Source organism: Kitasatospora sp. NPDC048715, assembly GCF_043198905.1.
GTDB lineage: Bacteria > Actinomycetota > Actinomycetes > Streptomycetales > Streptomycetaceae > Kitasatospora > Kitasatospora lactacystinica.
The window spans coordinates 133,731-158,216 of record NZ_JBICVH010000015.1; the positions used below are offsets into that span (position 1 = coordinate 133,731).

A 24,486-nucleotide genomic window follows, 5' to 3' on the forward strand; every position below is an offset into this window, starting at 1 on the left:
CACCGGTTCCCGGTGCGCTACTTCCGGCCGCCGAGCGCGAACAGCAGCAGCACGAAACCGGCGAACAGGTGCGTGGCGAAGATGTAGATGCCCGCGCGGATCAGCATCGCCTTGCGGCGCCTCTTCTCGTCGCTCGTGCTGTCGCTCATGGTGGTGCTTCTCCTCGGATCGGGCGGACGGGCCGGGCGCGGCTCAGCGGAGCCGGCCACCGGAGGCGCGCAGCTCGGTGAGCAGCGCGCCCTGGTCGGTGATCAGCTCGGTCAGGATCCGGCGGGCCGCGCGCAACAGCTCGGCGACGTCCGGGGTGCTGAGCGCGTACACCACGGTGTTGCCCTCACGGGTCGCCGTGACCAGCTGGGTGCGGCGCAGCACCGCGAGCTGCTGGGAGAGGTTGGACGGCTCGACCTCGATCTCCGCCAGCAGCTCGCGCACCGGCCGGGGGCCGTCCTGGAGCAGCTCCAGGACCCGGATCCGCACGGGGTGGCCGAGGGTGCGGAAGAACTCCGCCTTGGCCTGGTACAGCGGCACCGGCATCGTCCGCGCTCTCCCTCGGTTCCGGCTCGGTGGTCGTCCGGCCGGGCGGGGATCGATGCCGCGGCCGGTAGGCATCATCGCGACAGATGAAGATTTCTTCAAGTCGTCACAGCGCGTCGAGCGCCGGCAAGACCCCCGGCGGGCCCTCGACAGACCTCCGGTCCGCCCTCGGCGGGCCGCCGCCCGGCGCTCCCCCCGACCGCCCGCCGACCGGACCGCGACATGCAGAAGCCGAGCCCGGGATGCTGCCAACTCCCGGGCTCGGCAGTCACGGTGACGCGCCGTCAGCAGACTACAGGCACATCCACCGTGGCCGGCACCTGGCCGCTCCAGAACCCCTCGACGTCAAAGGACACGTGCACGGTGGACCCGCACGGCACGGTGGTCGAGATGCCGTCGACCCGCACCGTGGACACCTGGAACACCGTGCGGCCGTTCACCGTGCCGAGCGAGGCACCGCCGGTCACGTTGGCCGACAGGTGGGTCACCAGCTCCTTCGGAGCCGGCGGCCACGGGGTGCCCGGGGACGGCGGACCGGCCAGGCCGATCTTCCCGTAGATCGCGACGCCGTCACCGGTCACGTCGGCGCAGGCGTACGTGGCCAGGCCCGCCTGGAGGCTGTAGGAGCCGCAGGTGGTGACGGTGGTGGTGGCGACGGCCGGGGCCGCGGCGAACGCGGGGACGGGGGCCGAGAGCAGGGCGGCGGCACCGACGGCGCCGGCGGCGATCCGGGCGATCCGGTTCATGGGTTCCTCCTTGGAGGGGACGGACGGACTGGGACAGGTGGTGTGGCACATATGACATTTCATAGGCCCACGACAGGAACTTTGCCATGCGATTCCTATGCAGTGACGCCGATTTACCCTTGGATACGAGGCCTCGTCCGAAAGCAGACCTTCGATGGCGCAATCACCCTCGAACGGCCGAACTTCCGTACCCTCCCAGGCAACGCCCACGTTGAGCCCGGATGAACCGCATCCGAACCGCCACCGGGACCGCCGCCGCGGCCGTCCTCGTCCTCCTCGCGCTGCTGGCCGCCGCGTCGCCGCCGGCCACGCTCATGGGCACCGAGATCCGCCGCCTGCCCACCGCGGAACGCGTCCTCGCCCTCACCTTCAACGCCGCCTGGAACGAGACCGGGCTGGACACCGTCCTCGCCGTCCTGCGCGACCGCGACGCCCCCGCCACCTTCTTCCCGACCGGCGAATTCGCCGACCGCCATCCCCGCGCCGTCCGCGCGATCGCCGCCGCCGGGCACGGCCTCGGCAACCACTCCTACAGCCACCCCGACTTCTCCACCCTCGACGCCGACCGGGCCCGCGCCGAGGTGCACCGCGCCGACACCGCGATCCGCCGCGCCTCCGGGGCCGAACCGCTGCCGTTCTTCCGCTTCCCGTACAGCGCGACCACGCCGGAGGGCATCGCCACCGTCAACCGGCTCGGCTACGCCGACCTCGAATTCACCGCCGACACCAACGGCTACCTGGGCCCCGCCCACGGCATGACGGCGGACCGCGCGGTCGAGCGCGCCCTCGCCGCGCTCACCCCGGGCGCCGTCCTCCAACTGCACGTCGGCGCCTCGGAGGAGGACGGACCCGACACCTGCCTCGACGCCGAGGCGCTGCCCCGCATCCTCGACGGCGCCCGCGCCCGCGGCTACCGCGTCATCGACCTGCGCACCCTGCTCGACCGGTGACCGGCCGGGGCCTTCCGCGCCCCGGCGTCACCCGCCCGGACGGGAGTCCGGGGAGCGGACCACCGCCGCCCCGCCCGCCGACGCCACCGCGCCCCGCGGCCAGCCGGTGCCGCCCCGCCCCGCGGCGCCGTGCCGGACGGCACCGACCGGCCCCGTCGGCTCACTCCAGCGAGCCGCGCAGGGCGTCGACCCGGGCCACCGCCTCGGCGAAGGCGTGCCGGTCCAGGCGGCCGTCGTCCAGCGCGGCGGCCAGCGCCTCGGTGGCCTCCTCGCCCTGCCGGGGGTCCCGGGCGGAGCAGAGCAGCAGGTCCATCCCGGCCTCGGCGGCGGCCAGCGCCCGGGCGCCGGTTCCGCCGTACGGGGCGAGCGCCTCCGCCTCCATGGCGTCGGTGACGGTCACGCCGTCGAAGCCGAGCCGGCCGCGCAGCTCGCCCTGGATGATCGTGGACGAGAACCCTGCCGGGTGGTCCGGGTCCAGCGCCGGGTAGACCGCCCACGAGGCCATCACCAGCCGCACGCCCGCCGCGACGGCCGCCCGGTACGGGGCCTCGCCCCGGGAGCGGAGCTGCGACAGCGGGACGTTCAGGGTGACGGGGCGCTCGTCGGTGTTCTCCCCCCGGGGCGCGGCGCCGAGGCCGGGGAAGTGCTTGGCGGTCGCGGCCACGCCGAGGCCCTGCTGGGCGGTGAGGAAGGCGCTGCCCAACTCCGCCACCTTGGCCGGGTCCTGGCCGTAGGAGCGCTCGGGGTGGTCGATGAAGTTGTCCGGCTTGTCGTAGACGTCGAGCACCGGGGCGAGGTTGAGGTTCAGTCCGGCGTCGGCGAGGGTCCGGGCGGCGCCGGCCCCGGATTCCGCGGCCGCGGCGAGCGGGTCCGGCGCCAACCCGACGCGGCGGGCGGAGAGTTCGGGCGCACCGGGCAGCCGGCGGACCTTGCCGCCCTCCTGGTCGGTCATCAGCAGCAGGGTGCGCGGGTGCGGCGCCTCGGCCGCGGCCTGTTTCAGTTCCGCGACCGACTCCGCGAGCTGCTCCGGACTCGTGACGTTCTCACCGAACAGGATCACCCCGGCGGCCCGGCCCTCCCGGATCGCCTGGAGCACCCCGGCCGGCGGCGTCGGACCGGGGTACGACAGCACGATCCGTCGCCCGGCGAGCACCCGCGCGTCCTCCCGCTCCTGGCCGGCCATCGCCGCACCCCTCTCGTTCGGAGCACCCGGAGCACCCGCAACGCCCGGAGCACCCGGAGTACCCGGAGTACCCGGGGCACCGTGCGGCCGGGCGGGCGCGCCGAGCGGCACCGGACCGAGCGCGATCCCCATCACGGCCAGCACCACCCCGAACTGGGCGACACTTCGGAACAGGGCCATCACGCCTCCCGGGCCGACATTTGACTTCAGCATGTCAACGTACCCAGGGGTACCGCGGGGCACTCCCCCCTGCATCAGATTCATCCGATAATCCGCCTTAATATCCTCATCGTCCTCACATCGGCGACGAACGCCGGACCAGCCGCCCCAGGACGGCGAGCCCCTCGGCGATCTCCGCCGTCGAACCCGCCGCGTACCCGAGCACCAGGCCCGGCGGGTACGGCAGCCGGGCGTGCCAGGACAGCGGCTGCACCTTGACCCCCTCGGCCAGGGCGGCGGCGGCCAGCTCGGTGTCGGTGCGGCCGGGTGCCTCCGGAAGCGTCAGCATCAGGTGGAGGCCCGCCGCCGCGCCGTGCACGGTGGCTCCCGGCAGGTGGGTGCGGATGGCGGCGATCATCGCGTCCCGGCGGCGGCGGTGGCGGCGGCGCAGCAGCCGCAGATGGCGGTCGAGGTCGCCGGACTCCATCAGCCGGGCGAGCACCAGCTGGGGCAGCACCGGGTTGCCGAGGTCGGCGAAGCGCTTGGCGTTCAGGACGGCGTCCCGCAACCGGGCCGGGACCAGCAGCCAACCGGTGCGCAGCGCCGGGGCGAGCAGCTTGGAGATGCTGCCCGCGTAGCAGACCCGGTCCGGCAGGGCGGCGCGCAGGGCCGGGACGGGCGGCCGGTCGTAGCGGTGCTCGGCGTCGTAGTCGTCCTCGATGACCAGGCCGCCCTCCCCCGCCCAGCGCAGCAGTTCGCGCCGCCGGTCGCCGCCCAGTACGACGCCGGTCGGGTACTGGTGGGCGGGGGTGAGCAGGACGGCCGGGGCGCCGGTGGCGCGCAGCGCGTCGACCCGGATGCCCTCGGCGTCGACCGGGACCGGCGGGGTGGCGGCGAGCCAGTGGGCGAGGTGGTGCCGGGCACCGAGGGAGCCCGGGTCCTCGACCGCGACCTCGCCGATGCCGGCCCGGCCCAGGGCCCGGCCGAGCAGCGCGAGCGCCTGGGCCGTGCCGGCGACGATCAGCACCTCGTCCGGGTCCGCGCGGATGCCCCGGTTTCGGGCCAGCCAGTGGGCGACGGCCCGGCGCAGGGCCGGGGTGCCGCGCAGGTCGCCGTAGCCGAGGTCGGAGGCGGCGAGGTCGTCGAGGACGGCGCGTTCGGCGCGCAGCCAGGCGGCGCGGGGGAAGGCCGCGAGGTCGGGCACGCCCGGGGTGAGGTCGATCCGGGCGGGGGTGCCGCGCAGCAGGTCGAAGACCTCGGGGCCGGGATCGGCCCGGAACAGCGCGGGCGCCGGGCGGGGTGGCTCCGCCGCGGGCGCCCGGTGCGGCGCCGCGGGGGCCGCGGGGGCCGCGACCACGACCGTGCCGCCCCGCCCGCGGCCGACGACCTGCCCCTCCTCGGCGAGGCGCTGGTAGGCGTCGGTCACCACACCGCGGGAGACGCCGAGTTCGGCCGCCAGCACCCGGCCGGCGGGCAGCCTGCTGCCGACCGGGAGCCGCCCGTCGGCGACGGCCTCGCGCAGTCGGCGGGTCAGCCAGTCGGTGAGCCCGCCGGGCGGGGCGTCGGCCGGGTCGAGCTGCAGGAAGTCGGCGCCGGCCTCTTTGGACCGGTCGGATGCCTCGGCTTTGGACCTGTTCACCGGACCATAGTGGCGGCGAGGGTGGGGCCATGACCACGGAAGCGCCCATGCTCACGGAAACGCCCACGACCACGGGATCGCCCACGACCACGGGGACAGCGGCATCGGAGCGCCCTGACGACCGCCCCGACGACCGCCCCGACTACGTCCACGGCTACTCGCGGACCGAGGCGCGGCGCCTCGGCGACCAGGCCGACACCCTCGCCGACCTGCTGCACGCGGGCACCGCGTACCCGGCCGGCAGCCGGGTGCTGGAGGCGGGCTGCGGGGTGGGGGCGCAGACCGTGCACCTGCTGGCCGCCAACCCGGGGATCCGGCTGACGGCGGCAGACCTCTCCGCGGAGTCGCTGGCCCGGGCCCGCGCCCGGGTCGCCGAGCAGGCACCCGCCGCGGACGTCAGCTGGCACCACGGCGACCTGCACCGGTTGCCGTTCCCGGACGCCTCGTTCGACCACGTCTTCCTGTGCTTCGTACTGGAGCACCTGCCCGACCCGACGGCCGGGCTGGCGGCGCTGCGCCGGGTGCTGCGGCCGGGCGGGACGATCACGGTGATCGAGGGGGACCACGGCTCGGCCTTCTTCCACCCGGAGAGCCCGGCGGCCCGGCGCACCGTCGACCACCTGGTCCGGCTGCAGGCCCGGGCGGGCGGCGACGGCCTGCTCGGCCGCCGCCTCCACCCGCTGCTGACCGCGGCCGGCTTCGCCCGGGTGTCGGTCCGCCCGCGCACGGTCTACGCCGACGGGGCCGACCCGGCCCTGGTGGAGGGGTTCACCCGGCGGACCTTCGTCGCGATGGTCGAGTCCGTCCGCGCGGACGCGGTGGCCGCCGGACTGACCACCCCGGAGGACTTCGACCGGGGCATCGCGGAGCTGCGCCGCGCGGCCGGGCCGGGCGGGACGTTCCACTACGCCTTCTTCAAGGCGGTGGCGGTCAACCCGTAGCCGCCACGCGGGACGGGCCGGGACGGGCTCGGGCTCGGGCTCGGGCTCGGGCCGGAGCGGAGCCCGCGGGCGGGGTCGTGGACGGGGGTCTCGACCGCGCCCGCGGGAGCCACCGCCCCGACGACCCGACGACCTGACGACCCGCCGCCCCACCCGGTACGGAGGCGGGCCGGGACGGCACGGGCACGGGCACGGGCACGGGCACCGGCACGGGCACGGGCACCGGCACCGGCACCGGCACCGGCACCGGACGGGGCTACTCCGGGCTGTCCCCGAAGTCCGCCAGCAGGGTGCGCATCACCTCGACGAACGCCGTCCGCTGCGCCTCGTCGAGGCCCGCCAGCATCCGGTGCTCGGTGGCGAGGTGGTCGGGCAGCGCGCGGTCGATCAGGACGTGCCCCTCGGGGGTGAGGGCGACCTCGCGGCTGCGGCCGTCCTGGTCGCTGCGGGTGCGGGTGACCAGGCCGCGGGCCTCCAGCCGGTCGAGCCGCTGGGTGATGGCACCGGAGGTGACCATCGCGGACTGCATCAGTCCGGAGGGGGTGAGGCGGTAGGACGGGCCGCTGCGCTTGAGGGTGGCGAGCACGTCGAAGGAGGCGGCGTCCAGTCCGTGCTCGGCGAAGGTGCGGTTGAGTGCCGCGTCCACCAGCCGGTAGAGGCGTTTGAGCCGGCCGAACACCTCCATCGGGGAGACGTCCAGGTCGGGGCGCTCGGCACCCCATTGCGCGACGACGCGGTCCACATGATCTGCCACGGGTTCAGGGTAGGCGATCCCCACTGGATTCCTTAGCGGTGAGGTAACTGTGAGCCACATCACTCACCCGATGCGGTGAAGAATGCCTTAGCGCTGAGATACATTGCCTTAGTGCTAAGAAATCGCCTCGCCCTCGTCCTGCTGACGGCCCTCGCTCCGGCGGTCTGGGGCACGACCTATCTGGTCACCACCGAACTCCTGCCGCCCGGCCGCCCGCTGCTCGCCGCCGTCATCCGCTGCCTGCCCGCGGGGCTGCTCCTCGTCGCCCTCACCCGCCGTCTGCCGCAGGGCAGTTGGTGGTGGCGTTCGCTGGTCCTCGGCGCCCTCAACATCGGGGTGTTCCAGGCCCTGCTCTTCATCGCCGCCTACCGTCTGCCCGGCGGCATCGCGGCCACCGTCGGCGCCGTCCAGCCGCTGGTCACCGCCGGACTCTCGGCCCTGGTCCTCGGCGACCGGCTCACCCTGCGCACCGTGCTGTCCGGCATCGCGGGCGTCGCGGGCGTCAGCCTGCTGGTGCTGCGGGCCAACGCCCGGCTGGACGCGATCGGGGTGCTCGCCGCGCTCGGCGGCGCCGTGGTGATGGCCGCCGGCATCGTCCTCTCCAAGCGCTGGGTCTCCCCCGCGCCGATGCTCGCCACCACCGGCTGGCAGCTCACGGCCGGCGGACTGCTGCTGGTACCGGTCACGCTGCTCTCCGAGGGCGCGCCGCCGTCCCACTACACCCTCGCCAACGTGCTCGGCTACACCTACCTGTGCCTGATCGGCGCGGCCGTCACCTACGCGCTCTGGTTCCGCGGGCTGCGCGCGCTGCCGCCGACCTCGGTCTCCTTCCTCTCGCTGCTCAGCCCGGTGGTCGCCACCCTGCTCGGCTGGCTGGCGCTCGGCCAGGACCTCAGCCCGCTCCAGGCGTTCGGCGCGCTGGTCGTGCTCGGCTCACTGATCGCCGCCCAGACCCGACGGACCCGCACCGCGCCCGAGCCGGCACCCGGAACCGGGCCGGCGGACACCCCGCGGCCCGTCCGCGAGAACGCCTGACCCCGTCCCACCGACACCGTTCCCGCACCCACCGATCCCACCGATCCCACCGATCCCACCGTTCCCCAGCACCACCGATCCCCACCACCTACAGGGAGTACCCCATGCGCATCACCGTGTTCGGCGCCACCGGCAACGTCGGCAGCCGGGTCGTGGCCGAGGCCCTGGCCCGCGGCCACCAGGTCACCGCCGTCGTACGGGACCCGGCGAAGCCGCACGGCCTGCCGTCCGCCGCCGCCCTGGCCGTCGGCGACGCCCGCGACCCCGAGGACGTCGCCCGGATCGCGGCCGGACAGGACGTGGTGATCACCGCCACCCGTCCGCTGCCCGGCAGCGAGCACGAACTGGCCGTCGCCACCAAGGGCCTGCTGGCCGGGATCGCCGGCACCGGCGTACGGCTGCTGGCCGTCGGCGGCGCCGGCAGCCTGCTCGTCCCGGGCGGCGGCGGGACCACCCTGGTCGACAGCCCCGGTTTCCCCGACGAGATCCGGCCGATCGCCCTGGCCTGCGACGAGCAGCTCGGCCTCTACCGTGCCGCCGGCCCGGACGTCGACTGGACCTACCTGAGCCCGGCCGCGCTCCTGGAACCCGGCGTGCGCACCGGCCGGTTCCGGACCGGCCACGACGACCTGCTGGTCGACGCCGAGGGCAACTCGGCGATCTCCATGGAGGACCTCGCCGTCGCACTCCTCGACGAGGCCGAACAGCCCGTCCACCGCCGGGCCCGGTTCACCGCCGCCTACTGAGCCCTCGACCGCCTGGAGCCCCCGCCCCGGCGGGGGTGCACCCAGCACCACCCCGAAGACGGTAGTGGGGATGATCGATCATCAGGCCGGGGCCGGACAGGATCGTTCCCGTGACCGAGCCTGAGACCAAGAGCAAGACCAAGAGCAAGACCGCAGCCCAGCGCACCGACGCCGCCCCGACCCGCGTCCGGCACGCCCGTCGCGCCGCCCTGGCCGTGGCGGCCGCCGTCCTGGCCGGCCTGGCCGTGCCCACCACCGCGGGCGCCGCCACCGGCCGGGACCCGGGCGACGCCGCTCCGGTGCCCGCCCGCTACACCCACCAGACGCTGAACTGGCAGCCCTGCGCCCGGCAGCCCGCCCTGGACTGCGCCACCATGGCCGCCCCGCTCGACTGGCACCACCCCGGTGTCGGCGCCGATCTGACCATCGCCGTCTCCCGGCACCGCGCGACCGGCCCGGCCGAGCGCAAGGGCACCCTGCTGATGGCGGCCGGCGGCCCCGGCGGCACCGGCCTGCTGCGCCCGACCAATCTGGCCGCCGGCGCCCCGGCGGTCGCCGCCGCGTACGACATCGTCGGCTTCGACCAGCGCGGGGTCGGCGAGAGCACCAAGGCGGTCTGCCAGACCAAGGCGGAGATGCAGGAGTTCCTGGCCGGCGACTACCGCGACCAGTCCCCCGCCGCGATCGACCGCGTCATCGCCAACTCCAGGAAACTGGCCGCCAGTTGCCAGGAGCGCAGCGGCGACCTGATCCCCTACCTGACCACCGAGCAGACCGCCCGCGACATCGACCTCTTCCGCGGCCTGCTCGGCGAGCGCAAGATCGGCTACTACGGTCCTTCCTACGCCTCGATGATCGGCGCCTACTACGCGACGCTCTTCCCGCACCGGGTCGAACGGATGGTGCTGGACAGCAACATCGGCTTCGACGGCACCTGGGAGAAGTACGAGCTGGGCCAGCCGATGAGCTTCCAGCGCCGCTTCGACGAGGACTTCGTGCCCTGGCTCGCGGCGCGGGACACCACCTACCACTGGGGCTCGACGCCGGAGCAGGTGCGGGCGCACTGGGAGCAGCGGCGCGCCGCGCTGCACGATTCCCCCATCGTCGAGGGCTCGGTGACGATCGGCCCGAACCAGCTGGACAGCCTCGCCATGTCGGCGATCTACCGGGCGTCCGACTTCCCGGAGCTGGCCCGGATGCTGGCCGCCGTCGACAACTGGCAGGGCCTCGACCCGGCGACCAGGACGGCGGCCGCGAAGATCTTCGGCAGCTACCTCTCCCCGGAGTTCCTCGCCGAGTACTTCGCCGTGACCTGCAACGACACCCCATGGACCAGGGATCTGGACACCTGGATCGAGCGCGGCGCCGAGAACACCGCCCGCTGGCCGCTGGCCGGCGCCCGGACGCTCGCCTTCAGCGCGGTCTGCGCCGCGTGGCCGGTCGCCCCGGCGCCGGAGGTCAAGGTGACGGGCGCCCGTCTGCCGACCACGCTGATGCTCAACTCGGTGCACGATCCGGCGACGTACTACGAGGCGGCGCTCGGCGCCCATCGCGCGCTGCGCGGCTCCAGGCTGGTCACCGTCACCGGGAGCGGCGACCACGGCCAGTACCCCACGTCCAACACCTGCGTCAGCGGGGTGGTCGAGCGGTACCTGCTGGACGGCGAGGCGCCCGCTCGCGACCTCACCTGCCCCTCGCCGCAGGCCGGTTGACCAACCGGGTGCTCAACTCCCGGGCCGGGAGCGCAGCCTGGCCCGGAGCCAGGAGAGCCCGACCGCCAGCCCGGCGAAGCCCCCGACGGCGAGCTTGATCCCGGCCTTGGCGACGATCCAGCCGATCCACGGCACGGACCAGCCCAGCCAGTGGAACACCGCCAGCAGCACCGCCGCACCGCACACCGCCGCGAGCACGGTGACCGCGACGGCCGCCGACCGGGAGAGCTCCCGCGGGCCGTCGGCGCGTTCCCCCGCGGCCGTGTCGTCCGCCTCGCCGGCCGGGCTGTCCACCATCTCGTTCGTGTCCCCCACAGTCATGCGGCGATGATACGCGTCAGCGGCAGGCGTGGTGGGTGTCGCCGAGGTGCTCGCCGGTCTCGCCGTCGGGGAAGCTGACGGCGAGGGTGACGCGGTACTCGTGGACGTCCTCCCGGTGGCCCGGCACCCGCGCCCAGGCCAGCGAGTGCACCTCGGCCTCGGGGGCCTGCCGGCACCAGGCGGCGGCCTCCTCCAGGACGGTGGCGGCCGACCGCCCGGTGCACACCACGGCGGTGTACGCGGCGACCGCGACGTCCCCACCGGTGCGACGGGCGCGCGACACCGCCCGGACGGCCGCGGCGGCCTGGGTCAGGTCACGGGCCAGGTCGTCCACCACCCGAGGGGGCGCCGGCAGGACGACCGCTCCCTCGGCGAGGGTCTCCGGCAGGTTCGCGCTCACGGTCTGGACCTCCATCCGCATCATCACGCGGCACAGCATGCCGGGCGGTGATTCCTGGCATGCCCACTTTCACCAGAACGTCACCCGTCCAGGGCCGAGTCGGGGCGGCGCCCTGGCGCCCCGGCGCCCGCCCTGGTAGGGGGCGCCGGGCCGGGCGCCCGACGTTCCGGCAGGTCAGGAGGGCGGGCGGTGGGCGCCGCCGGGGAGCCCGAAACGCCGCGCACGCACCACCCCTGTGCTCCGAACCGCCGTTCCGGCGCCCGGGAGCGCCCGTCCCGCCGCGGTGGCCCTTCGGTCAACTTTCCGCAGCGAAAGGTGAGTTGGCACTGGATAATGGAAGGGGGCGGCCGGCGGCGGGGCCCCGGAACGGCGCGGCACCCGTCGGCACCCCCGCTGAAGTGCCGAGTTAACCCCTCGGAGGGCCCCGGTCCGCCTCCCGGTCACCCTGTCCCTGTCAGATCGTCGTGATACTAATCGTCCCGGCGGCGGGCCCGGCCCTCGGCCGGACGGGCACGATGACGACAGCTCAACCGTTCCGGGATGGTCCGGGCGGCGACGGGGAGGGGTAGCGGATGACGGTGCGGATCGGCAAGGCCGAGGGCGGACGGAAGCTCCGGATCGGCAAGCGGCTCACGGGCACGGCGGCGGCCTTCGTCGCGCTGGCCGCGCTGACCGGTTCTCAGGTGACGGGCATCGGGCTCGCCCCGGTCGCGGTCGCCGACGCCGGTCCGGCCAACGGCGCCGACGGCCAGGGCGTCGGCCGTTCCCTGCCCGACGGCAGCCCCTCGACGGACGTCCCCGGCACCTTCGGCACCGGCGTCCCGGCCGACGGCGGCGGCACCGTCCAGCTCCCGCAGCCGCCCGGCACGCTGCCCGGCACGACCTCGGCCGGCCCGTTCGCGGCCACCGGCCCCGCACTGCCCGCCACCGTCCTCGCCGCCTACCGCCAGGCCGAGGCCTCGCTGGCGCAGCGTTCGCCGGGCTGCCACCTGCCCTGGCAACTGCTCGCCGCGATCGGCCAGGTCGAGTCCGGCCAGGCCAACGGCGGCCGGGTGGACGCCGCCGGCACGACCCTGACGCCGATCCTCGGCCCGGCGCTGGACGGCAACGGCTTCGCCGCGATATCCGACACCGACGGCGGCCGCTACGACGGCGACTCCCGCTGGGACCGCGCCGTCGGGCCGATGCAGTTCATCCCGTCCACCTGGGCCTCCTGGGGCGTGGACGCCAACGGCGACGGCAAGGCCGACCCGAACAACGTCTTCGACGCCGCCGAGGCGGCCGGCCGCTACCTGTGCGCGGGCGGCCGCGACCTCGCCGACCCGGCGCAGCTCGACCGGGCGGTGCTCAGCTACAACAACTCGGGCGAGTACCTGCGGACGGTGCGCAACTGGATGGCGCACTACGGCAGCGGCACGGTGACAACCGTCCCGAACCGCCCCGGGTCCCCGGTCCCGCCCACCTCGCTGCCCACGCCGAACCCGCCGGGGCTCCCGAGCCTCCCCGGGGGCGGTGGCCCGAGCACGACCGCGCCCAGTACGGACCCGCAGCCGACCGTACCGGTCACGCCCGCCCCGGAGCAGTCGCCGAGCGCCCGGCCGACGACGACCCCGAGCGCCACCGCCACGCCCACGCCCGGCGGTTCGGCCTCGCCCTCCGCGACGCCGACGACCACCCCGAGCGGCGGCACCTCCCCCACGGCGACCCCGACCGGCACGCCCACGGGCACCCCGACCGGTACGCCGACCACCTGCCCGGACCCGTCGGCCACGCCGACCGGCACGCCCACCCCGACGGGCTCCCCGTCGCCGACCGCCACGCCCACCGGCACCCCGACGGCAACGCCCCTCCCGGGCTGCCCCACCCCCGGCCCGACCGCGACCCAGACCCCGGGGGCGGCCGCCGGCACCACCCCCGGCTCCGCGTTCTCGCCGTCGGCGGCCCCGACGAAGTGACCCGAGGGGCGCGGTTCCTTCCCGGGAACCGCGCCCCACGGCTCGTCACGGGCGCCCCACGGCTCGTCACGGGCGGCCCCGCCCGGGCTTGTCACGACCTCCCTGCCTCGTCCCGGCCCACGGAGTCGAACACCGAGCAGCGCCGACCGACCGTCGGCAGCGGCTCCCCGGCGCGGGGGTGGATCTCCACCGGGCCGGTGAGCGCGCTCTTCCCGCCGCCGAACGCCCCCCGTGCCGACGCTCCGCGTCCGGGCCGACCCGCTACCGCGTCCCGGCCGCGCGGTGCTCGCGCCAGCGGCCGAGCATCCCGTGCAGCTCGTCGATCATGAACTCGAAGAAGGCGGCGCTCTCCGCCAGCCGCTCCCCCGCCACGGTGCCGGCGCCGACGGTGGCCTCGCCGTCGCGCAGCACCCGGATCCAGCGCAGCATGATCTCGTCGCGCCGGGTCAGCGACTCGAACCAGACGTCGTTGAGCACCCGGTAGCGGTCCCGCCGGGAGCCGGGCTCGCGCTCCTTGGCGACCAGGCCGACCTGGATCAGGTAGCGCATCGCGCCGGACACGGCCGCCGGGCTGATCCGCAGCCGTTCGGAGAGTTCGGCGGAGGTGAGCACTCCGCTCTCCTCCGCCATCAGGCAGGAGAAGATCCGGGACGGCATCCGGCCCATGCCCGCGACCACCAGCTCCGCGGCGAAGCGCTCGACGAAGTCCGACAGCGCCTTGTCCTCGCGCTCCTCCTCGGGCTCCCCCGGCCCCTTCGTTCCCTGCACCACCTGAGCCCCTTTCCGGTGATCACTCGTCCCTGTCGAACTTTAACGCTTCTCAATATTCACGTTTTTCTGAAACTACGATAGCTTCACAACCATGACCAAGGCCATCACCCTGTCCGGCCTCCGCAAGACCTTCGGCCGGACCACCGCGCTGGACGGCCTCGACCTCACCGTCGAGACCGGCGAGGTACACGGCTTCCTCGGGCCCAACGGATCCGGGAAGTCCACGACCATCCGCGTCCTGCTCGGCCTGCTGCGCGCCGACGGCGGCAGCGCCCGCATGCTCGGCAAGGACCCGTGGCACGACGCCGTCGAGCTGCACCGCCGCCTCGCCTACGTGCCCGGCGACGTCGAGCTCTGGCCCAACCTCACCGGCGGCGAGGCCATCGACCTGCTCTCCCGGCTGCGCGGCCGGCTCGACCGCCGCCGCCGCGACGAGCTGATCGAGCGCTTCGCCCTCGACCCGACCAAGAAGGGCCGCAGCTACTCCAAGGGCAACCGGCAGAAGGTCGCCATCGTCGCCGCGCTCGCCTCCGACGCCGAGCTGCTGCTGCTCGACGAGCCGACCTCCGGCCTCGACCCGCTGATGGAGGTGGTCTTCCAGGACGTCGTGCGCCGGGCCAAGGAGGACGGCCGCACCGTCCTGCTCTCCAGCCACATCCTGGACGAGGTGGAGAAACTGGGCGACCGGGTGAGCATCGTCCGGCACGGCCGGGTCGTGCAGAGCGGCTCCCTCCACGAGCTGCGCCACCTCACCCGCACCACCGTCGAGGCCCGGACCCTGCGCCCGGTCCCCGGACTGGAGGCGCTGACCGGCGTGCACGGCCTGCACACCGAGGGCGACCGGGTCCGGTTCGCCGTGGACGGCGCCCAACTCGACGCCGCCGTACGGCTCCTGAGCGCGGCCGGACTGCGCGGCCTGCTCAGCCACCCGCCCACGCTGGAGGAGCTCATGCTGCGCCACTACGGCGACGAGCCGGCCGCCGACGGGCACCGCGCCGATGGCGAGGCCCTGCGATGACCGCCACCGCCGCCGAACCGGCCACCGGCCGCGCCGCCGCTCCTCGCCGCACGGCGACCCGCACCACCCTGGCCGGCACCACCGCGCTGCTCCGCTTCGCCCTGCGCCGCGACCGGCTGCGGCTGTCCGCCTGGGTTCTCGGCCTCTGGCTGGTCACCCTGTCCACCGCCAACAGCGTCCACACCCTCTACCCGACCGCCGCCGAGCGCGCCTCCATCGCCCACGGCTCGGACAACCCGGCGATGCTCGCGATGAGCGGACCGGCCCACTACCTGGCCGACTACACCTGGGGCGCCATGCTCGGCCACCGGATGCTCGGTCTGCTGGCCGTCCTGGCCGGGCTGCTGAGCGTCCTCACCGTCACCCGGCACACCCGGGCCGAGGAGGAGAGCGGCCGCGCCGAACTGCTCCGCTCGGCCGCCGTCGGCCGGCACGCCCCGCTCGCCGCCGCCCTGGCCACCGCCGCCGTCGCCGACCTCGCGCTCGGCCTGCTGCTCGCGGCCGGCCTGCCCGCGCTGGGCGTCCCCGGCCTCACCGCCGGCGGATCGGCGCTGTACGGCGCCGCGACCGCCCTCGCCGGGCTGCTGTTCGCCGCGGTGGCCGCCGTCACCGTCCAGCTCGGTGCGCACGCCCGGACCGCCTCCGGGCTCGCCCTCGCCGTGCTCGGCGGCGCGTACGCGCTGCGCGCGGCCGGGGACGCCGGCTCGGGCGCGCTCTCCTGGGCCTCCCCGATCGGCTGGCTGCAGCGCAGCTACCCCTTCGTGGACGACCGCTGGTGGCCGCTGCTGCCCGCGCTCGCCCTGGCCGCCGCGACCGCCGCCGCCGGGTTCGCGCTCAGCAGCCGCCGCGACCACGGCGCCGGCCTGCGCGCCGCCCGTCCCGGCCCGGCCACCGGCGGCCCGGCCCTGGGCACCCCGTTCGGCCTGGCGCTGCGCCTGCACCGCGGTCTGTTCGGCGGCTTCGCGGCCGCCCTGCTGCTGGTCGGCGCGATGTACGGCTCGCTGCTCGGCGACGCCGACTCGATGCTGGGGGACGTCGACCGGATCCGGGAGGCGCTGGAGCGGCTCGGCGGACACACCCTCGCCGACTCCTACGCCGCGCTGACCATGCTGGTGGTCGCCGTGCTCGGCGGCGTCCACGCGGTGCTGGCCACGCTGCGCCCGCGTGCCGAGGAGAGCGCCGGACGGGCGGTGCCGGTGCTGGCCACCGGCGTGTCACGGTCGGCCTGGCTGGGCGGGCACCTGGCGGCGGCCCTGCTGGGCTCCACCGCCGTCCTGCTGGCGGCGGGCGTGGGCTTCGGCCTGGCCGGGGCGCTGTCCAGCGGCGACGGGGGCGCGTTCCTGCGGCTGACCGGCGCAGCACTGGCCTTCGCGCCCGCCCAGTGGGTGACGGTGGGTTTCGCCGCCGCGGTGTACGGCTGGCTGCCCCGGGCCGCGCCGCTGGCCTGGCTGGTGCCCGGGTACGCCTTCGTGATCGGCTACCTGGGCCCGCTGCTCGACCTCCCCGCGGGCCTGGAGCGGCTCTCCCCGTACGGCCGGGTGCCCCGGCTCCCGGCGGCCGCGATGGACTGGGCGCCGCTCGCCGTGCTCACCCTGGTCGCGGCCGCCCTGATCGCCCTGGCCCTGGCCGGGTTCCGGCGCCGCGACATCGACTGACGCCGGGGCTCCGGGGCTCGGGGGCTCGCGGCTCCGGCCCGACAGGGCGTCAGGACGTCGGAAGGCCGGAACGCCGGGGAGCCGGGGAGCCGGAACCCGCCACGGGCGATCAGAGGTGCTTGACCAGCTCCGGCATCAGGTCCTGGAAGGTCCGCCCACTGGCCGGCTGGCCGATCGCGGCCATCTGCCAGCCGGTCTCCGTGCGCTGCACCTTGGCCATGATCTGCGCGGTGTACGGGCCGCCGCCGGTGAGCGTGTAGCGCGCCAGCTCGACGCCGGTGGTCTCGTCCACGAGTCGGCAGAACGCCGCCTCGACCTCCTGGAAGGTCTGCCCGGTGAAGGAGTTGACGGTGAAGACGATCTGGTCGACCTCGGCGGAGACGGTGGTCAGGTTGACCGTGATCGACTCGTCGTCGGTCGCGTCGCCCGCGCCGCCGACCAGGTTGTCCCCGCTGTGCCGGACCGAACCGTCGTTGCTGTTGAGGTGTTGGAAGAACACCACGTCCACCGGTCGCCCCTGGGCGAACAGCACCGCCGAGGCGTCCAGGTCGATCTCCCGGCCGGCGGCGAGCAGCTTGGCGAGGAAGCCCTTGCGCTCCGCCGCCTTCCAGCCGAGGCCCATCCGGACCAGGCTCAGCTGCCCACCCCCCGGCTTCTCCAGGCTGATCTTCTGCCCCTTGGCCAGCGAAACGCTCATCGCGTCCTCCTCCGTTCTGCCACCGTCCGTGCCGCGAATCTACAGCACTGTAGAGAATTTATGATCATCGACGGTGCCCTGCGAGCACCTGTACCCCGTACTCCCCCGGACCTCACCCCGACAACGGTCCGCACACTGAGGGAACCGGCGGTCCGACGTCTGGCGTAGCCGTGGACCGTGACCGGACGGCCGGGGCGGCACACGGTCTAGGGTCGGCCCCGGGACGGCGCCCGGCAGCACCGACGCGCCGTCCACGCGCCGATCGCGGTGCCCACGCCTCACCGTGCCCACGACGGAGAAGTACCCACGACTCGCAGTGCTCACGACCGTTCCCGGGCCGTGCCGACGCGCGCCGCCCGCTCTCGCTGGGGGGACCACCATGCCCGAGCAGCACGAAGGAACCGAACGGCACGACGGAACCGAACAGCACGCAGCACCGCAGCGACCGGAGGGATCCCGCCTCGGCCGGCGCCGGCTGCTCCGGGCCGGCCTCGGCGCCGGCGGCGCGCTGGCCACCGTCCGGCTGCTGCCCGGCGGCACGGCCTGGGCCGCCGCGGCACGGGACCACGAATTCGGCACGGCGCAGTACGACGGCCTCTGGCCGTCCTCCCACGCCGGGCTGCGCGCCGGAGCCGCCGCACAGACCTGGCCGGACTGGGCCCGCTACGCCCGCATCGCCGACGGCACCTTCAACGAGCCCGCAGACATGCAGAGCGCCGTGGACGCCCTCAAGGCGCAGGAGGTCAGCGTCATCGAGCTGGACACCCTGCTCTCCGACTGGCTCACCGACGCCCAGTTCGCCGCCCACATGGCCGAGGTGAAGCAGTTCACCGGCCTGGCCCACGCGGCCGGCCTCAAGGTCGTCATGTACTACCCGTCGCTGGAGCTGATCTCCCCCGGCGGGGAGAAGGGCCGCTCCTTCTACAAGAACGACCAGGGCAAGAACTGGGTCCAGCGCGACCTCGCCGGCAAGCCCAACGTGTTCTACGGCAGCGTGGTGGTCTGGGTCGACCCGGGCGACGAGAGCGTCTGGCTCAGCCCCAACTCGCCCTGGCGGGACTACTACCTCAACCGGATCAAGGGCGTGGCCGCGACCGGCGTGGACGGCATCTGGCCGGACGTCCCGATCTACTTCGACGGCGTGCTCTCCTGGTGCGACGCCTCCACCTGGGGCGCGGCCGCGTTCAAGGCCGACACCGGCCTCGCCCTGCCCAAGGCCGCGAACTTCGCCGACCCGGTCTTCCGCCGCTACGTCGAGTGGCGCCACCGCAACCTGCTCCGGTTCCAGCTGGACATCGCCGACGCCGGCCGCTCGGTCAACCCCGACCTGGTCACCTTCGTCGAGACCGTGTCGATGGACTACCGCTACGCCACCTCGATCGGCCTGGACGGCGGCTACCTGCGCCAGGCCCCCGGCGCCGTCGGCCAGGTCTGGGAGGTGGACATCCTCGGCAACTACGACGGCATGCGGCACGCCACCGCCGCCGACTGGGTCTGCCTGATCTCCATGTACAAGTACGCCCGCGCCGCCAGCGGCACCAAGCCGGCCTGGGCGTTCTCCTACGGCTGGCAGGCCGACGACGCCTCGCTGGTGATGTCCCAGCTGATCGCGGCCGGCTGCAACCCGTACGAGGTGAAGACCCCGTTCAAGAACGACACCGTGGACGCCGCGATGCGCACCCGGATGTACCGCTTCGTGCGCACCAACCAGACCAGGCTCTACGACCCGGTGTCGATCGCGCGGGTCGGCGTCTACCACTCCGCGCCGTCCCGGGACTACGTGTCCCCCGGCGAGGGCAACGGGATGTACGTCAACGCCACGGCCCCGGCCGGGATCACCGACTGGTGGGGCGGCGACGACCCGGAGATGAGCTGCGCCTCGCTGCCCTGGCTCGGCGAGTTCCGGGGCACCGTCAAGGCGCTGGTCTACGCCCACGTCCCGTTCGACACGGTGCCCAGCCCCGGCCTGACCGCCGACGACCTGGCCCGGTTCAAGGTCCTGCTGCTGCCCAACCTCCAGGCGGTGTCGGACGCCGAGGCGGCGCTGCTGCGCGGGTTCGTCGCGGCCGGCGGGACGATCGTGATCACCGGCCCGGCACCCACCGCGCTCGACGAACTGGGCGGCCAGCGCACCGAGTTCGCGCTCTCCGACGTGCTCGGCCTGCGCAGGGCCGACCCGTTGCCCGCCACCAGGCAGAACTCCTACGGCAGCGGCAGCTGCTGGTACGTCAAGGCGCTGCCCGGGCTGAGCTACCTCACCAGGACCGACCAGGCCTCGGCCGACCAACTGCTCACCGCCGTCCGCCAGTCCGCCCCGCCGGAGGTCACCCTCGCCGGGGACCGCCGGATCTTCCTGGACGCCCGGCGGCTCGGCGCCGACACCGTCGTCCACCTGGTGAACTTCACCAACTTCGGCGACACCCCGGCGGCGTTCCGCAGCGCGCCCGCCAACTGCACGCTCTCCTGGGCCCTCCCCGCCGGGGCGAGCGTCTCCGCCGTCACCGTCGCGAGCCCGGACGGCACCGACCCGGCGCCCAAGGCCGTCCCGTACACCGTCACCGGCGGGACGGTCAGCGTGCCGCTGACCGTCGCGCAGTACTCGGTGGTGACGATCACCGTCGGCCAGGCCGTCTAGCGAACCGGCGCCGGGATGCGCCAGAGGGCGGCGGGGCCGGCCTCGCCGCCCGGGGCGGACTCGAAGGCGATCCACCGCCCGTCCGGGGACCAGCTCGGCGCGCCGTCGTAGGCGCCGTCGTCGAGGGTCACCCGGACGGGAGTGCCGCCGGCCGCCTCCAGCACGAAGACCTGGGCGTTCGGCAGGTCGCCCAGGGTGGAGGAGAAGACCAGGAAGCGGCCGTCCGGGGACCAGCTCGGGTCGGTGTGCTCGCCCGGCGACCCGGTGACCTGCCGCAGTCCGCCGCCGTCCGGGTCCACCGTCCACAGCGACCAGTCCTCGCGGCCCGCGCTCCGCCGCTGGAAGACGATCCGGTCGCCCGTCGGGGACCAGTTCGGCTGCCGGTTGTCGGTGCCGGTGCCCCGGCCGTCCACCAGCAGGACGGGAGCGCCGCCGCCGCGGCGGACCTTCCAGAGCGAGTCCTGTTGTTCGGCCGCGTCGCCCGGCACGGCGGCGTGCTCCGGCTCCCGGCTCTGCTGGAAGACGATCCACTCGCCGTCCGGGGAGAAACTCGGCTCGCTGTAGCCGCTGGCGTCGGCGTGCCCGGTCACCCGCTCGGGGGCGCCGCCCGGCCGCATCAGCCAGATCTCGTCGTGCCCGGACTCCCGGTCGGTGGCGAAGGCGAAGGCGTCGGCGGCCGCGTTCCAGCTGGCGCCCGGGAGGTTGACGGCCGCCCGGTCGGGGTCCGCCAGCACCGTGCGCGGGGCGCCGCCGTCCAGCGGCAGGACGCCGAGGGCGGCGGCACCCTTGTTGTAGCCCCCGCTGAACTCGGTCAGCAGCACGGAGCGGCCGTCCGGGGAGAAGGCCGGGTTCTGCGCGCTGCGGCCGCCCCCGGCGCGGTAGAGCAGCTGGGCGCCGTCGGCGCGACGCTCGGCACCGGCCGGGGGCGCGGCGGCCGAGGGCGCACTGTCCGGGGGCGCGGCGGCCGAGGGCGCGGCGGCCGAGGGCACGGCGGCCGGGGGCGCGGCGGCCGAGGGCGGGCCGGTCGGCGACGCGCCGACCGGCCCGGGCCCCGGCCGCTCCTCGTCGGCGGAGCCGGAGCCCGGACCCGCACCACCGCAACCGGCCAGCAGCAGCGCGGCGGCGACGGCCAAGGCCGCCGGAAGCACGCGAATCCTCATGGCTCACACGCTAGTTGACGCTTCGTCAACCGTCGTACGCCGCCGGGCGGACCGGGCTCCGCCGGACGGCAGGTACCGCCGGCCTCCCCGAGGGCCGGCGGCCGGGAGTCACCCGGCGCCGCGCTCCAGCCGCACCAGCGCGTCCACCGCGACCCGTCCGCCCGCGCCGGCCCCACCGCCCTTGTGCCCGGGCTCGCCGCCGACCGTACGGTGCACCCGCTCGGCCCGGACGGGGCGCAGCCCGCGGTCGGCGAGGTCGGCCAGGACGTCCTCGGGGGTGAAGAGCACGGCCGGGTCCTGCGGGCCGCCGACGCCCTCGGTGAGGTTGCTCAGGTCGTGCCCGATGACGAGCAGGGTGCCGCCGGGGGCGAGCGCGTCGGCGGCGCGGCGCAGCGCCGCCCGGCGGCCCGAGGCCGGGATCTGGAGGTAGGCGACCAGGACGAGGTCGTAGCCGGCGGCGGGGGCCTCGAAGGCACGGGCGTCGCCGTGGCGCCAGGTGAGCCGGTCGGCGACCTCGTCGGGCAGGTCGGCGGTGAGCCGTTCGGCGCGCTCCAGGGCGACGGCGGAGAAGTCCAGTCCGGTGACCTCCCAGCCCTGGGCGGCCAGCCAGATGGCGTTGCGGCCCTCTCCGGCGGCGAGGTCGAGGGCGTGGCCGGGGGTGCGGCCGGTCAGTTCACGGACCACCCACTGGTTGGGCGCCGCGCCCCACACCAGCTCGCTCGCGGCGTAGCGGTCGTCCCAGTCCTGGCTGTCCATCGCGCCTCCTGCGTTCGACGGGCCTGCTCGTACCGGCCAACCTACCGGGCCCGCGCCACCCCGGCCGCCGCTGTCCGGGGCCGCCGCTGCCGGGGCCGGAGGCGGTCCAGCGGGCGGACACCCTTGACGGCGAATATTGGTCCAGTCCAATCTGTTCAGTCGTGACGTGCACGGGCCGGCAGCCCGTCGTGTCCGCGCACCGCTCGTCAGCACGTGTCACCAGCCCGCGCGCCCCCACCGCGCCCGGGCCGGCTCCCCTCGGCCCGTCCGGGCCACCGCACCGCCGGAACCCCCACACATCCGGAGGACCCACCGCATGCACGATCGCGTCATGCCCGCACGGCCCGCCAACCCCGCCGGGGAGCGTGCCGGCCGCCGGGCCGCCCAGCGCAGACGGGCCACCGCACTGGCCCTGGCCGCCACCCTGACCACCAGCGGCGCCGCCATCGCCCTGACCTTCGGCTCCGCCTCGGCCGCCCCGGTCAACCTGCTGGCCAACGGCGACTTCGAGACCGGCACCCTGGCCGGCTGGACCTGCTCCAACGGGTCCGTCGTCACCACCCCGGTGCACGGCGGGATCCGCGCGCTCGGCGGCGCCGCCTCGGCCGCCGACACCGCGCAGTGCCAGCAGACCGTCGCCGTCCAGCCGAACACCGCGTACACCCTGGCCGGCTGGGTCCAGGGCAGCTACGTCTACCTGGGCGCCACCGGCACCGGCGTCAACTCCTCGGCCTGGACGCCGGGCGGGACCGGCTGGAACCAGCTGAGCACCACCTTCACCACCGGTGCCACCACGACCTCCGTCACGGTCTTCACCCACGGCTGGTACGGCACCGGCACGTACTACGCGGACGACCTCACCCTGACCGGCCCGGCCGGGCCCACCGCGACCGCCAGCCCCACGGCCACCGCCAGTCCGACCGCCACGGCCAGCCCGACCGCGAGCCCCACGGCGACCGGCAGCCCGACCGCCACCGGCAGCCCGACGGCGACCAACAGCCCGACCGGCACCCCCACGACCACCACCCCGACCCCGACGGCCACCGCGAGCGGCCCGGCCGGGGACGGCAAGGTCACCACCCCGACCGGCTTCGCGGTCACCAGGACGACGTCCAACGCGGTGGTGCTCACCTGGCAGCCCTCCACCCTCACCAGCGGTGACGGCGCCGTCGCCTACAAGGTGTGGTCCAACGGCCAGCTCGTCGCCACCTCGATGGGCACCTCCGTCGCGGTCAGCTCGCTGCTGCCGGGCAAGAGCTACACCTTCAGCGTCCAGGGCTACTCCGGCGGCCACGCCTCCGCCCAGTCCGCCCCGGTGAGCACCACGACCGCGGCCGCCCCGGCCCAGCAGCCGGTCCGCTCGGCCTACTTCGACCAGTGGGGCGTCTACGAGAACGCGTACAACGCGAAGAACGTCGACACCAGCGGCGCGGCGGCCAAGCTGGACGTCGTCCACTACGCGTTCGCCAACATCGACCCGACGAAGTTCACCTGCTTCCAGGCGGTGAAGGCCTCCGACTCGGCCAACGAGTCCAACCCGAACGCCGGTGACGGCGCGGGCGACGCCTACGCCGACTACCAGGCCGACTACGGCGCCGGCACCAGCGTGGACGGCAGCAGCGACACCTGGGAGCAGCCGCTCAAGGGCAACTTCAACCAGCTCCGGCAGCTGAAGGCCAAGTACCCGAACCTGCGCTTCACCATCTCGATCGGCGGCTGGACGTACTCCAAGTACTTCTCCGACGCGGCGGCCACCGACTCCTCCCGCAAGGCCTTCGTCTCCTCCTGCGTCGACATGTTCCTCAAGGGGAACCTGCCGACCGGCGTGGCCGGTGACGCCTCCGGCGGCCCGGCCTCGGCGGCGGGCCTCTTCGACGGCGTCGACCTCGACTGGGAGTACCCGGGCTCGGCCGGCGGCCACACCGGCAACCACTACTCCGCGGCCGACAAGCAGAACTACACCCTGCTGCTCAAGGAGTTCCGCACCCAGCTGGACGCCCTCGGCGCCGCCCAGGGCAAGCGGTACCTGCTGACCGCCGCGCTGCCCAGCGGCCAGGACAAGGTCGCCCAGCTGGAGACCGACAAGATCGGCGCCTACCTGGACTACGCCGACGTGATGTCCTACGACATGCACGGCGCGTGGGACGCCACGGGCCCGACCAACCACCAGGACCCGCTGCACGACAGCCCGGCCGACCCGACCACGCCGATCACCCCGGGCACCCGCAAGTACAACGTGGACACCACGATCGCCGCGTACACCACCGGCCTGCCCGAGTACGGCATCCCCGGCGGCTTCCCGGCGAACAAGATCGTGCTGGGCATCCCGTTCTACTGGCGCGGCTGGACCGGTGTCCCGGCCGGCTCCAACTACGGCCTGTACCAGAGTGCGACCGGCCCGACGGCGAAGAAGCCGCTGAGCCAGGAGGCCGGCCTGGCCGCCTGGAAGGAGCTCAACCCGACGGCGGCGCAGACCCACTGGGACCCGGTCACCGAGAGCAGCTGGGTCTACGACGGCACCAACTTCTGGACCGGCGACACTCCGCAGGCCGTCCAGGCGCGCGGGGCCTACGCCAAGAGCAAGGGCCTGGGCGGGCTGTTCGCCTTCTCCCTGGAGAACGACGACGCCTCCGGCACGATGCTCAACTCGATGGACAGCAGCCTGCGCTGACGGCCCGTCGGCCATGAGCGCATGAGCGGCGGCCCGCGCGGAAACTCC

At 74.8% G+C, this 24,486-nt stretch carries 22 protein-coding genes; 10 read left to right on the forward strand and 12 right to left on the reverse strand.

Annotated features, from left to right (window positions below; translation table 11 throughout):
* Window positions 1-17: 17 nt before the first annotated feature.
* The 3 genes from ACGFSC_RS26990 to ACGFSC_RS27000 form a co-directional block, all read right to left on the reverse strand.
* Window positions 18-149, reverse strand: a complete 132-nt coding sequence (locus ACGFSC_RS26990; protein ID WP_359902629.1) for a DUF6126 family protein — start codon at window positions 147-149, stop codon at window positions 18-20.
* Window positions 150-192: 43 nt separating this feature from the next.
* On the reverse strand, window positions 193-534 hold the full coding sequence (locus ACGFSC_RS26995; protein WP_359902632.1) for a metalloregulator ArsR/SmtB family transcription factor: 342 nt from the start codon (window positions 532-534) through the stop codon (window positions 193-195).
* A gap of 284 nt (window positions 535-818) precedes the next feature.
* On the reverse strand, window positions 819-1,280 hold the full coding sequence (locus ACGFSC_RS27000) for a hypothetical protein (protein WP_359902635.1): 462 nt from the start codon (window positions 1,278-1,280) through the stop codon (window positions 819-821).
* A gap of 221 nt (window positions 1,281-1,501) precedes the next feature.
* On the opposite strand from ACGFSC_RS27000, the gene ACGFSC_RS27005 reads away from it, so the two are divergent.
* Window positions 1,502-2,230, forward strand: a complete 729-nt coding sequence (locus ACGFSC_RS27005) for a polysaccharide deacetylase family protein (RefSeq protein WP_359902637.1) — start codon at window positions 1,502-1,504, stop codon at window positions 2,228-2,230.
* A gap of 160 nt (window positions 2,231-2,390) precedes the next feature.
* Here ACGFSC_RS27005 and ACGFSC_RS27010 read toward each other — a convergent pair whose 3' ends face one another.
* Together ACGFSC_RS27010 and ACGFSC_RS27015 are read right to left on the reverse strand one after the other, a co-directional pair.
* A complete protein-coding gene (locus ACGFSC_RS27010) occupies window positions 2,391-3,593 on the reverse strand; it encodes a glycoside hydrolase family 3 N-terminal domain-containing protein (protein WP_359902639.1) in 1,203 nt (400 codons plus the stop codon).
* Window positions 3,594-3,708: 115 nt separating this feature from the next.
* The gene (locus tag ACGFSC_RS27015; RefSeq protein ID WP_359902641.1) at window positions 3,709-5,211 is read right to left on the reverse strand and encodes a PLP-dependent aminotransferase family protein; all 1,503 of its coding nucleotides are present in this window, start codon (window positions 5,209-5,211) and stop codon (window positions 3,709-3,711) included.
* Window positions 5,212-5,258: 47 nt separating this feature from the next.
* Between ACGFSC_RS27015 and ACGFSC_RS27020 the strand changes: the two genes are divergently transcribed.
* On the forward strand, window positions 5,259-6,152 hold the full coding sequence (locus ACGFSC_RS27020) for a methyltransferase domain-containing protein (RefSeq protein ID WP_359902643.1): 894 nt from the start codon (window positions 5,259-5,261) through the stop codon (window positions 6,150-6,152).
* A gap of 256 nt (window positions 6,153-6,408) precedes the next feature.
* Here the strand turns inward: ACGFSC_RS27020 and ACGFSC_RS27025 are convergent, their stop codons facing one another.
* Entirely contained in the window at window positions 6,409-6,906 is a 498-nt protein-coding gene (locus ACGFSC_RS27025; protein WP_359902646.1) for a MarR family transcriptional regulator, read from the reverse strand.
* A 111-nt stretch (window positions 6,907-7,017) separates the two neighbouring features.
* Between ACGFSC_RS27025 and ACGFSC_RS27030 the strand changes: the two genes are divergently transcribed.
* The 3 genes from ACGFSC_RS27030 (at window position 7,018) to ACGFSC_RS27040 (ending at window position 10,399) form a co-directional block, all read left to right on the forward strand.
* Window positions 7,018-7,941 carry an EamA family transporter gene (locus ACGFSC_RS27030; RefSeq protein ID WP_359902649.1) on the forward strand — a complete coding sequence of 308 codons (924 nt, stop codon included), beginning with the start codon at window positions 7,018-7,020 and terminating at the stop codon, window positions 7,939-7,941.
* A 104-nt stretch (window positions 7,942-8,045) separates the two neighbouring features.
* Window positions 8,046-8,687: an NAD(P)H-binding protein gene (locus ACGFSC_RS27035; RefSeq protein WP_359902652.1), complete on the forward strand. Its 642-nt coding sequence runs from the start codon at window positions 8,046-8,048 to the stop codon at window positions 8,685-8,687.
* 110 nt (window positions 8,688-8,797) lie between these two features.
* Window positions 8,798-10,399 carry an alpha/beta hydrolase gene (locus ACGFSC_RS27040; RefSeq protein ID WP_359902655.1) on the forward strand — a complete coding sequence of 534 codons (1,602 nt, stop codon included), beginning with the start codon at window positions 8,798-8,800 and terminating at the stop codon, window positions 10,397-10,399.
* A gap of 12 nt (window positions 10,400-10,411) precedes the next feature.
* On the opposite strand, the gene ACGFSC_RS27045 is transcribed toward ACGFSC_RS27040, so the two are convergent.
* Together ACGFSC_RS27045 and ACGFSC_RS27050 are read right to left on the reverse strand one after the other, a co-directional pair.
* Complete coding sequence (locus ACGFSC_RS27045) at window positions 10,412-10,720, reverse strand: hypothetical protein (RefSeq protein WP_359902658.1); 309 nt, start codon at window positions 10,718-10,720, stop codon at window positions 10,412-10,414.
* A gap of 16 nt (window positions 10,721-10,736) precedes the next feature.
* Window positions 10,737-11,120, reverse strand: coding sequence for a hypothetical protein (locus ACGFSC_RS27050; RefSeq protein ID WP_359902661.1), 384 nt, complete (start codon window positions 11,118-11,120; stop codon window positions 10,737-10,739).
* Between the two features lie 572 nt (window positions 11,121-11,692).
* Here ACGFSC_RS27050 and ACGFSC_RS27055 point away from each other — a divergent pair.
* Entirely contained in the window at window positions 11,693-13,075 is a 1,383-nt protein-coding gene (locus tag ACGFSC_RS27055) for a lytic murein transglycosylase (RefSeq protein ID WP_359902664.1), read from the forward strand.
* A 261-nt stretch (window positions 13,076-13,336) separates the two neighbouring features.
* Here the strand turns inward: ACGFSC_RS27055 and ACGFSC_RS27060 are convergent, their stop codons facing one another.
* Window positions 13,337-13,846, reverse strand: coding sequence for a MarR family transcriptional regulator (locus tag ACGFSC_RS27060; protein ID WP_359902667.1), 510 nt, complete (start codon window positions 13,844-13,846; stop codon window positions 13,337-13,339).
* Between the two features lie 91 nt (window positions 13,847-13,937).
* On the opposite strand from ACGFSC_RS27060, the gene ACGFSC_RS27065 reads away from it, so the two are divergent.
* On the forward strand, window positions 13,938-14,864 hold the full coding sequence (locus ACGFSC_RS27065; RefSeq protein WP_359902669.1) for an ABC transporter ATP-binding protein: 927 nt from the start codon (window positions 13,938-13,940) through the stop codon (window positions 14,862-14,864).
* Complete coding sequence (locus ACGFSC_RS27070; RefSeq protein ID WP_359902672.1) at window positions 14,861-16,519, forward strand: ABC transporter permease; 1,659 nt, start codon at window positions 14,861-14,863, stop codon at window positions 16,517-16,519. The genes ACGFSC_RS27065 and ACGFSC_RS27070 overlap by 4 nt, the downstream gene beginning before the upstream one ends.
* Before the next feature lie 109 nt (window positions 16,520-16,628).
* Here the strand turns inward: ACGFSC_RS27070 and ACGFSC_RS27075 are convergent, their stop codons facing one another.
* A complete protein-coding gene (locus ACGFSC_RS27075) occupies window positions 16,629-17,216 on the reverse strand; it encodes a TerD family protein (protein WP_359902675.1) in 588 nt (195 codons plus the stop codon).
* 379 nt (window positions 17,217-17,595) lie between these two features.
* On the opposite strand from ACGFSC_RS27075, the gene ACGFSC_RS27080 reads away from it, so the two are divergent.
* Window positions 17,596-19,851 carry a hypothetical protein gene (locus tag ACGFSC_RS27080; RefSeq protein WP_359902677.1) on the forward strand — a complete coding sequence of 752 codons (2,256 nt, stop codon included), beginning with the start codon at window positions 17,596-17,598 and terminating at the stop codon, window positions 19,849-19,851.
* Here the strand turns inward: ACGFSC_RS27080 and ACGFSC_RS27085 are convergent.
* Both ACGFSC_RS27085 and ACGFSC_RS27090 read right to left on the reverse strand, forming a co-directional pair.
* On the reverse strand, window positions 19,848-21,011 hold the full coding sequence (locus ACGFSC_RS27085) for a hypothetical protein (RefSeq protein ID WP_359902679.1): 1,164 nt from the start codon (window positions 21,009-21,011) through the stop codon (window positions 19,848-19,850). The genes ACGFSC_RS27080 and ACGFSC_RS27085 overlap by 4 nt on opposite strands.
* A gap of 108 nt (window positions 21,012-21,119) precedes the next feature.
* Complete coding sequence (locus ACGFSC_RS27090; protein WP_359902682.1) at window positions 21,120-21,767, reverse strand: class I SAM-dependent methyltransferase; 648 nt, start codon at window positions 21,765-21,767, stop codon at window positions 21,120-21,122.
* Between the two features lie 316 nt (window positions 21,768-22,083).
* On the opposite strand from ACGFSC_RS27090, the gene ACGFSC_RS27095 reads away from it, so the two are divergent.
* On the forward strand, window positions 22,084-24,438 hold the full coding sequence (locus ACGFSC_RS27095; protein ID WP_359902685.1) for a glycosyl hydrolase family 18 protein: 2,355 nt from the start codon (window positions 22,084-22,086) through the stop codon (window positions 24,436-24,438).
* The last annotated feature ends 48 nt before the right edge of the window (window positions 24,439-24,486 follow it).

Bases quoted from the DNA above. Each gene is read 5' to 3' on its own strand.
- ACGFSC_RS26995 (WP_359902632.1), bottom strand. From the start codon at position 534: ATGCCGGTGCCGCTGTACCAGGCCAAGGCGGAGTTCTTCCGCACCCTC.
- ACGFSC_RS27075 (WP_359902675.1), bottom strand. From the start codon at position 17,216: ATGAGCGTTTCGCTGGCCAAGGGGCAGAAGATCAGCCTGGAGAAGCCG.
- ACGFSC_RS26990 (WP_359902629.1), bottom strand. From the start codon at position 149: ATGAGCGACAGCACGAGCGACGAGAAGAGGCGCCGCAAGGCGATGCTG.
- ACGFSC_RS27020 (WP_359902643.1), top strand. From the start codon at position 5,259: ATGCTCACGGAAACGCCCACGACCACGGGATCGCCCACGACCACGGGG.
- ACGFSC_RS27010 (WP_359902639.1), bottom strand. From the start codon at position 3,593: ATGGCCCTGTTCCGAAGTGTCGCCCAGTTCGGGGTGGTGCTGGCCGTG.
- ACGFSC_RS27045 (WP_359902658.1), bottom strand. From the start codon at position 10,720: ATGACTGTGGGGGACACGAACGAGATGGTGGACAGCCCGGCCGGCGAG.
- ACGFSC_RS27070 (WP_359902672.1), top strand. From the start codon at position 14,861: ATGACCGCCACCGCCGCCGAACCGGCCACCGGCCGCGCCGCCGCTCCT.
- ACGFSC_RS27085 (WP_359902679.1), bottom strand. From the start codon at position 21,011: ATGAGGATTCGCGTGCTTCCGGCGGCCTTGGCCGTCGCCGCCGCGCTG.
- ACGFSC_RS27035 (WP_359902652.1), top strand. From the start codon at position 8,046: ATGCGCATCACCGTGTTCGGCGCCACCGGCAACGTCGGCAGCCGGGTC.
- ACGFSC_RS27005 (WP_359902637.1), top strand. From the start codon at position 1,502: ATGAACCGCATCCGAACCGCCACCGGGACCGCCGCCGCGGCCGTCCTC.
- ACGFSC_RS27055 (WP_359902664.1), top strand. From the start codon at position 11,693: ATGACGGTGCGGATCGGCAAGGCCGAGGGCGGACGGAAGCTCCGGATC.
- ACGFSC_RS27090 (WP_359902682.1), bottom strand. From the start codon at position 21,767: ATGGACAGCCAGGACTGGGACGACCGCTACGCCGCGAGCGAGCTGGTG.
- ACGFSC_RS27065 (WP_359902669.1), top strand. From the start codon at position 13,938: ATGACCAAGGCCATCACCCTGTCCGGCCTCCGCAAGACCTTCGGCCGG.
- ACGFSC_RS27095 (WP_359902685.1), top strand. From the start codon at position 22,084: ATGCACGATCGCGTCATGCCCGCACGGCCCGCCAACCCCGCCGGGGAG.
- ACGFSC_RS27080 (WP_359902677.1), top strand. From the start codon at position 17,596: ATGCCCGAGCAGCACGAAGGAACCGAACGGCACGACGGAACCGAACAG.
- ACGFSC_RS27000 (WP_359902635.1), bottom strand. From the start codon at position 1,280: ATGAACCGGATCGCCCGGATCGCCGCCGGCGCCGTCGGTGCCGCCGCC.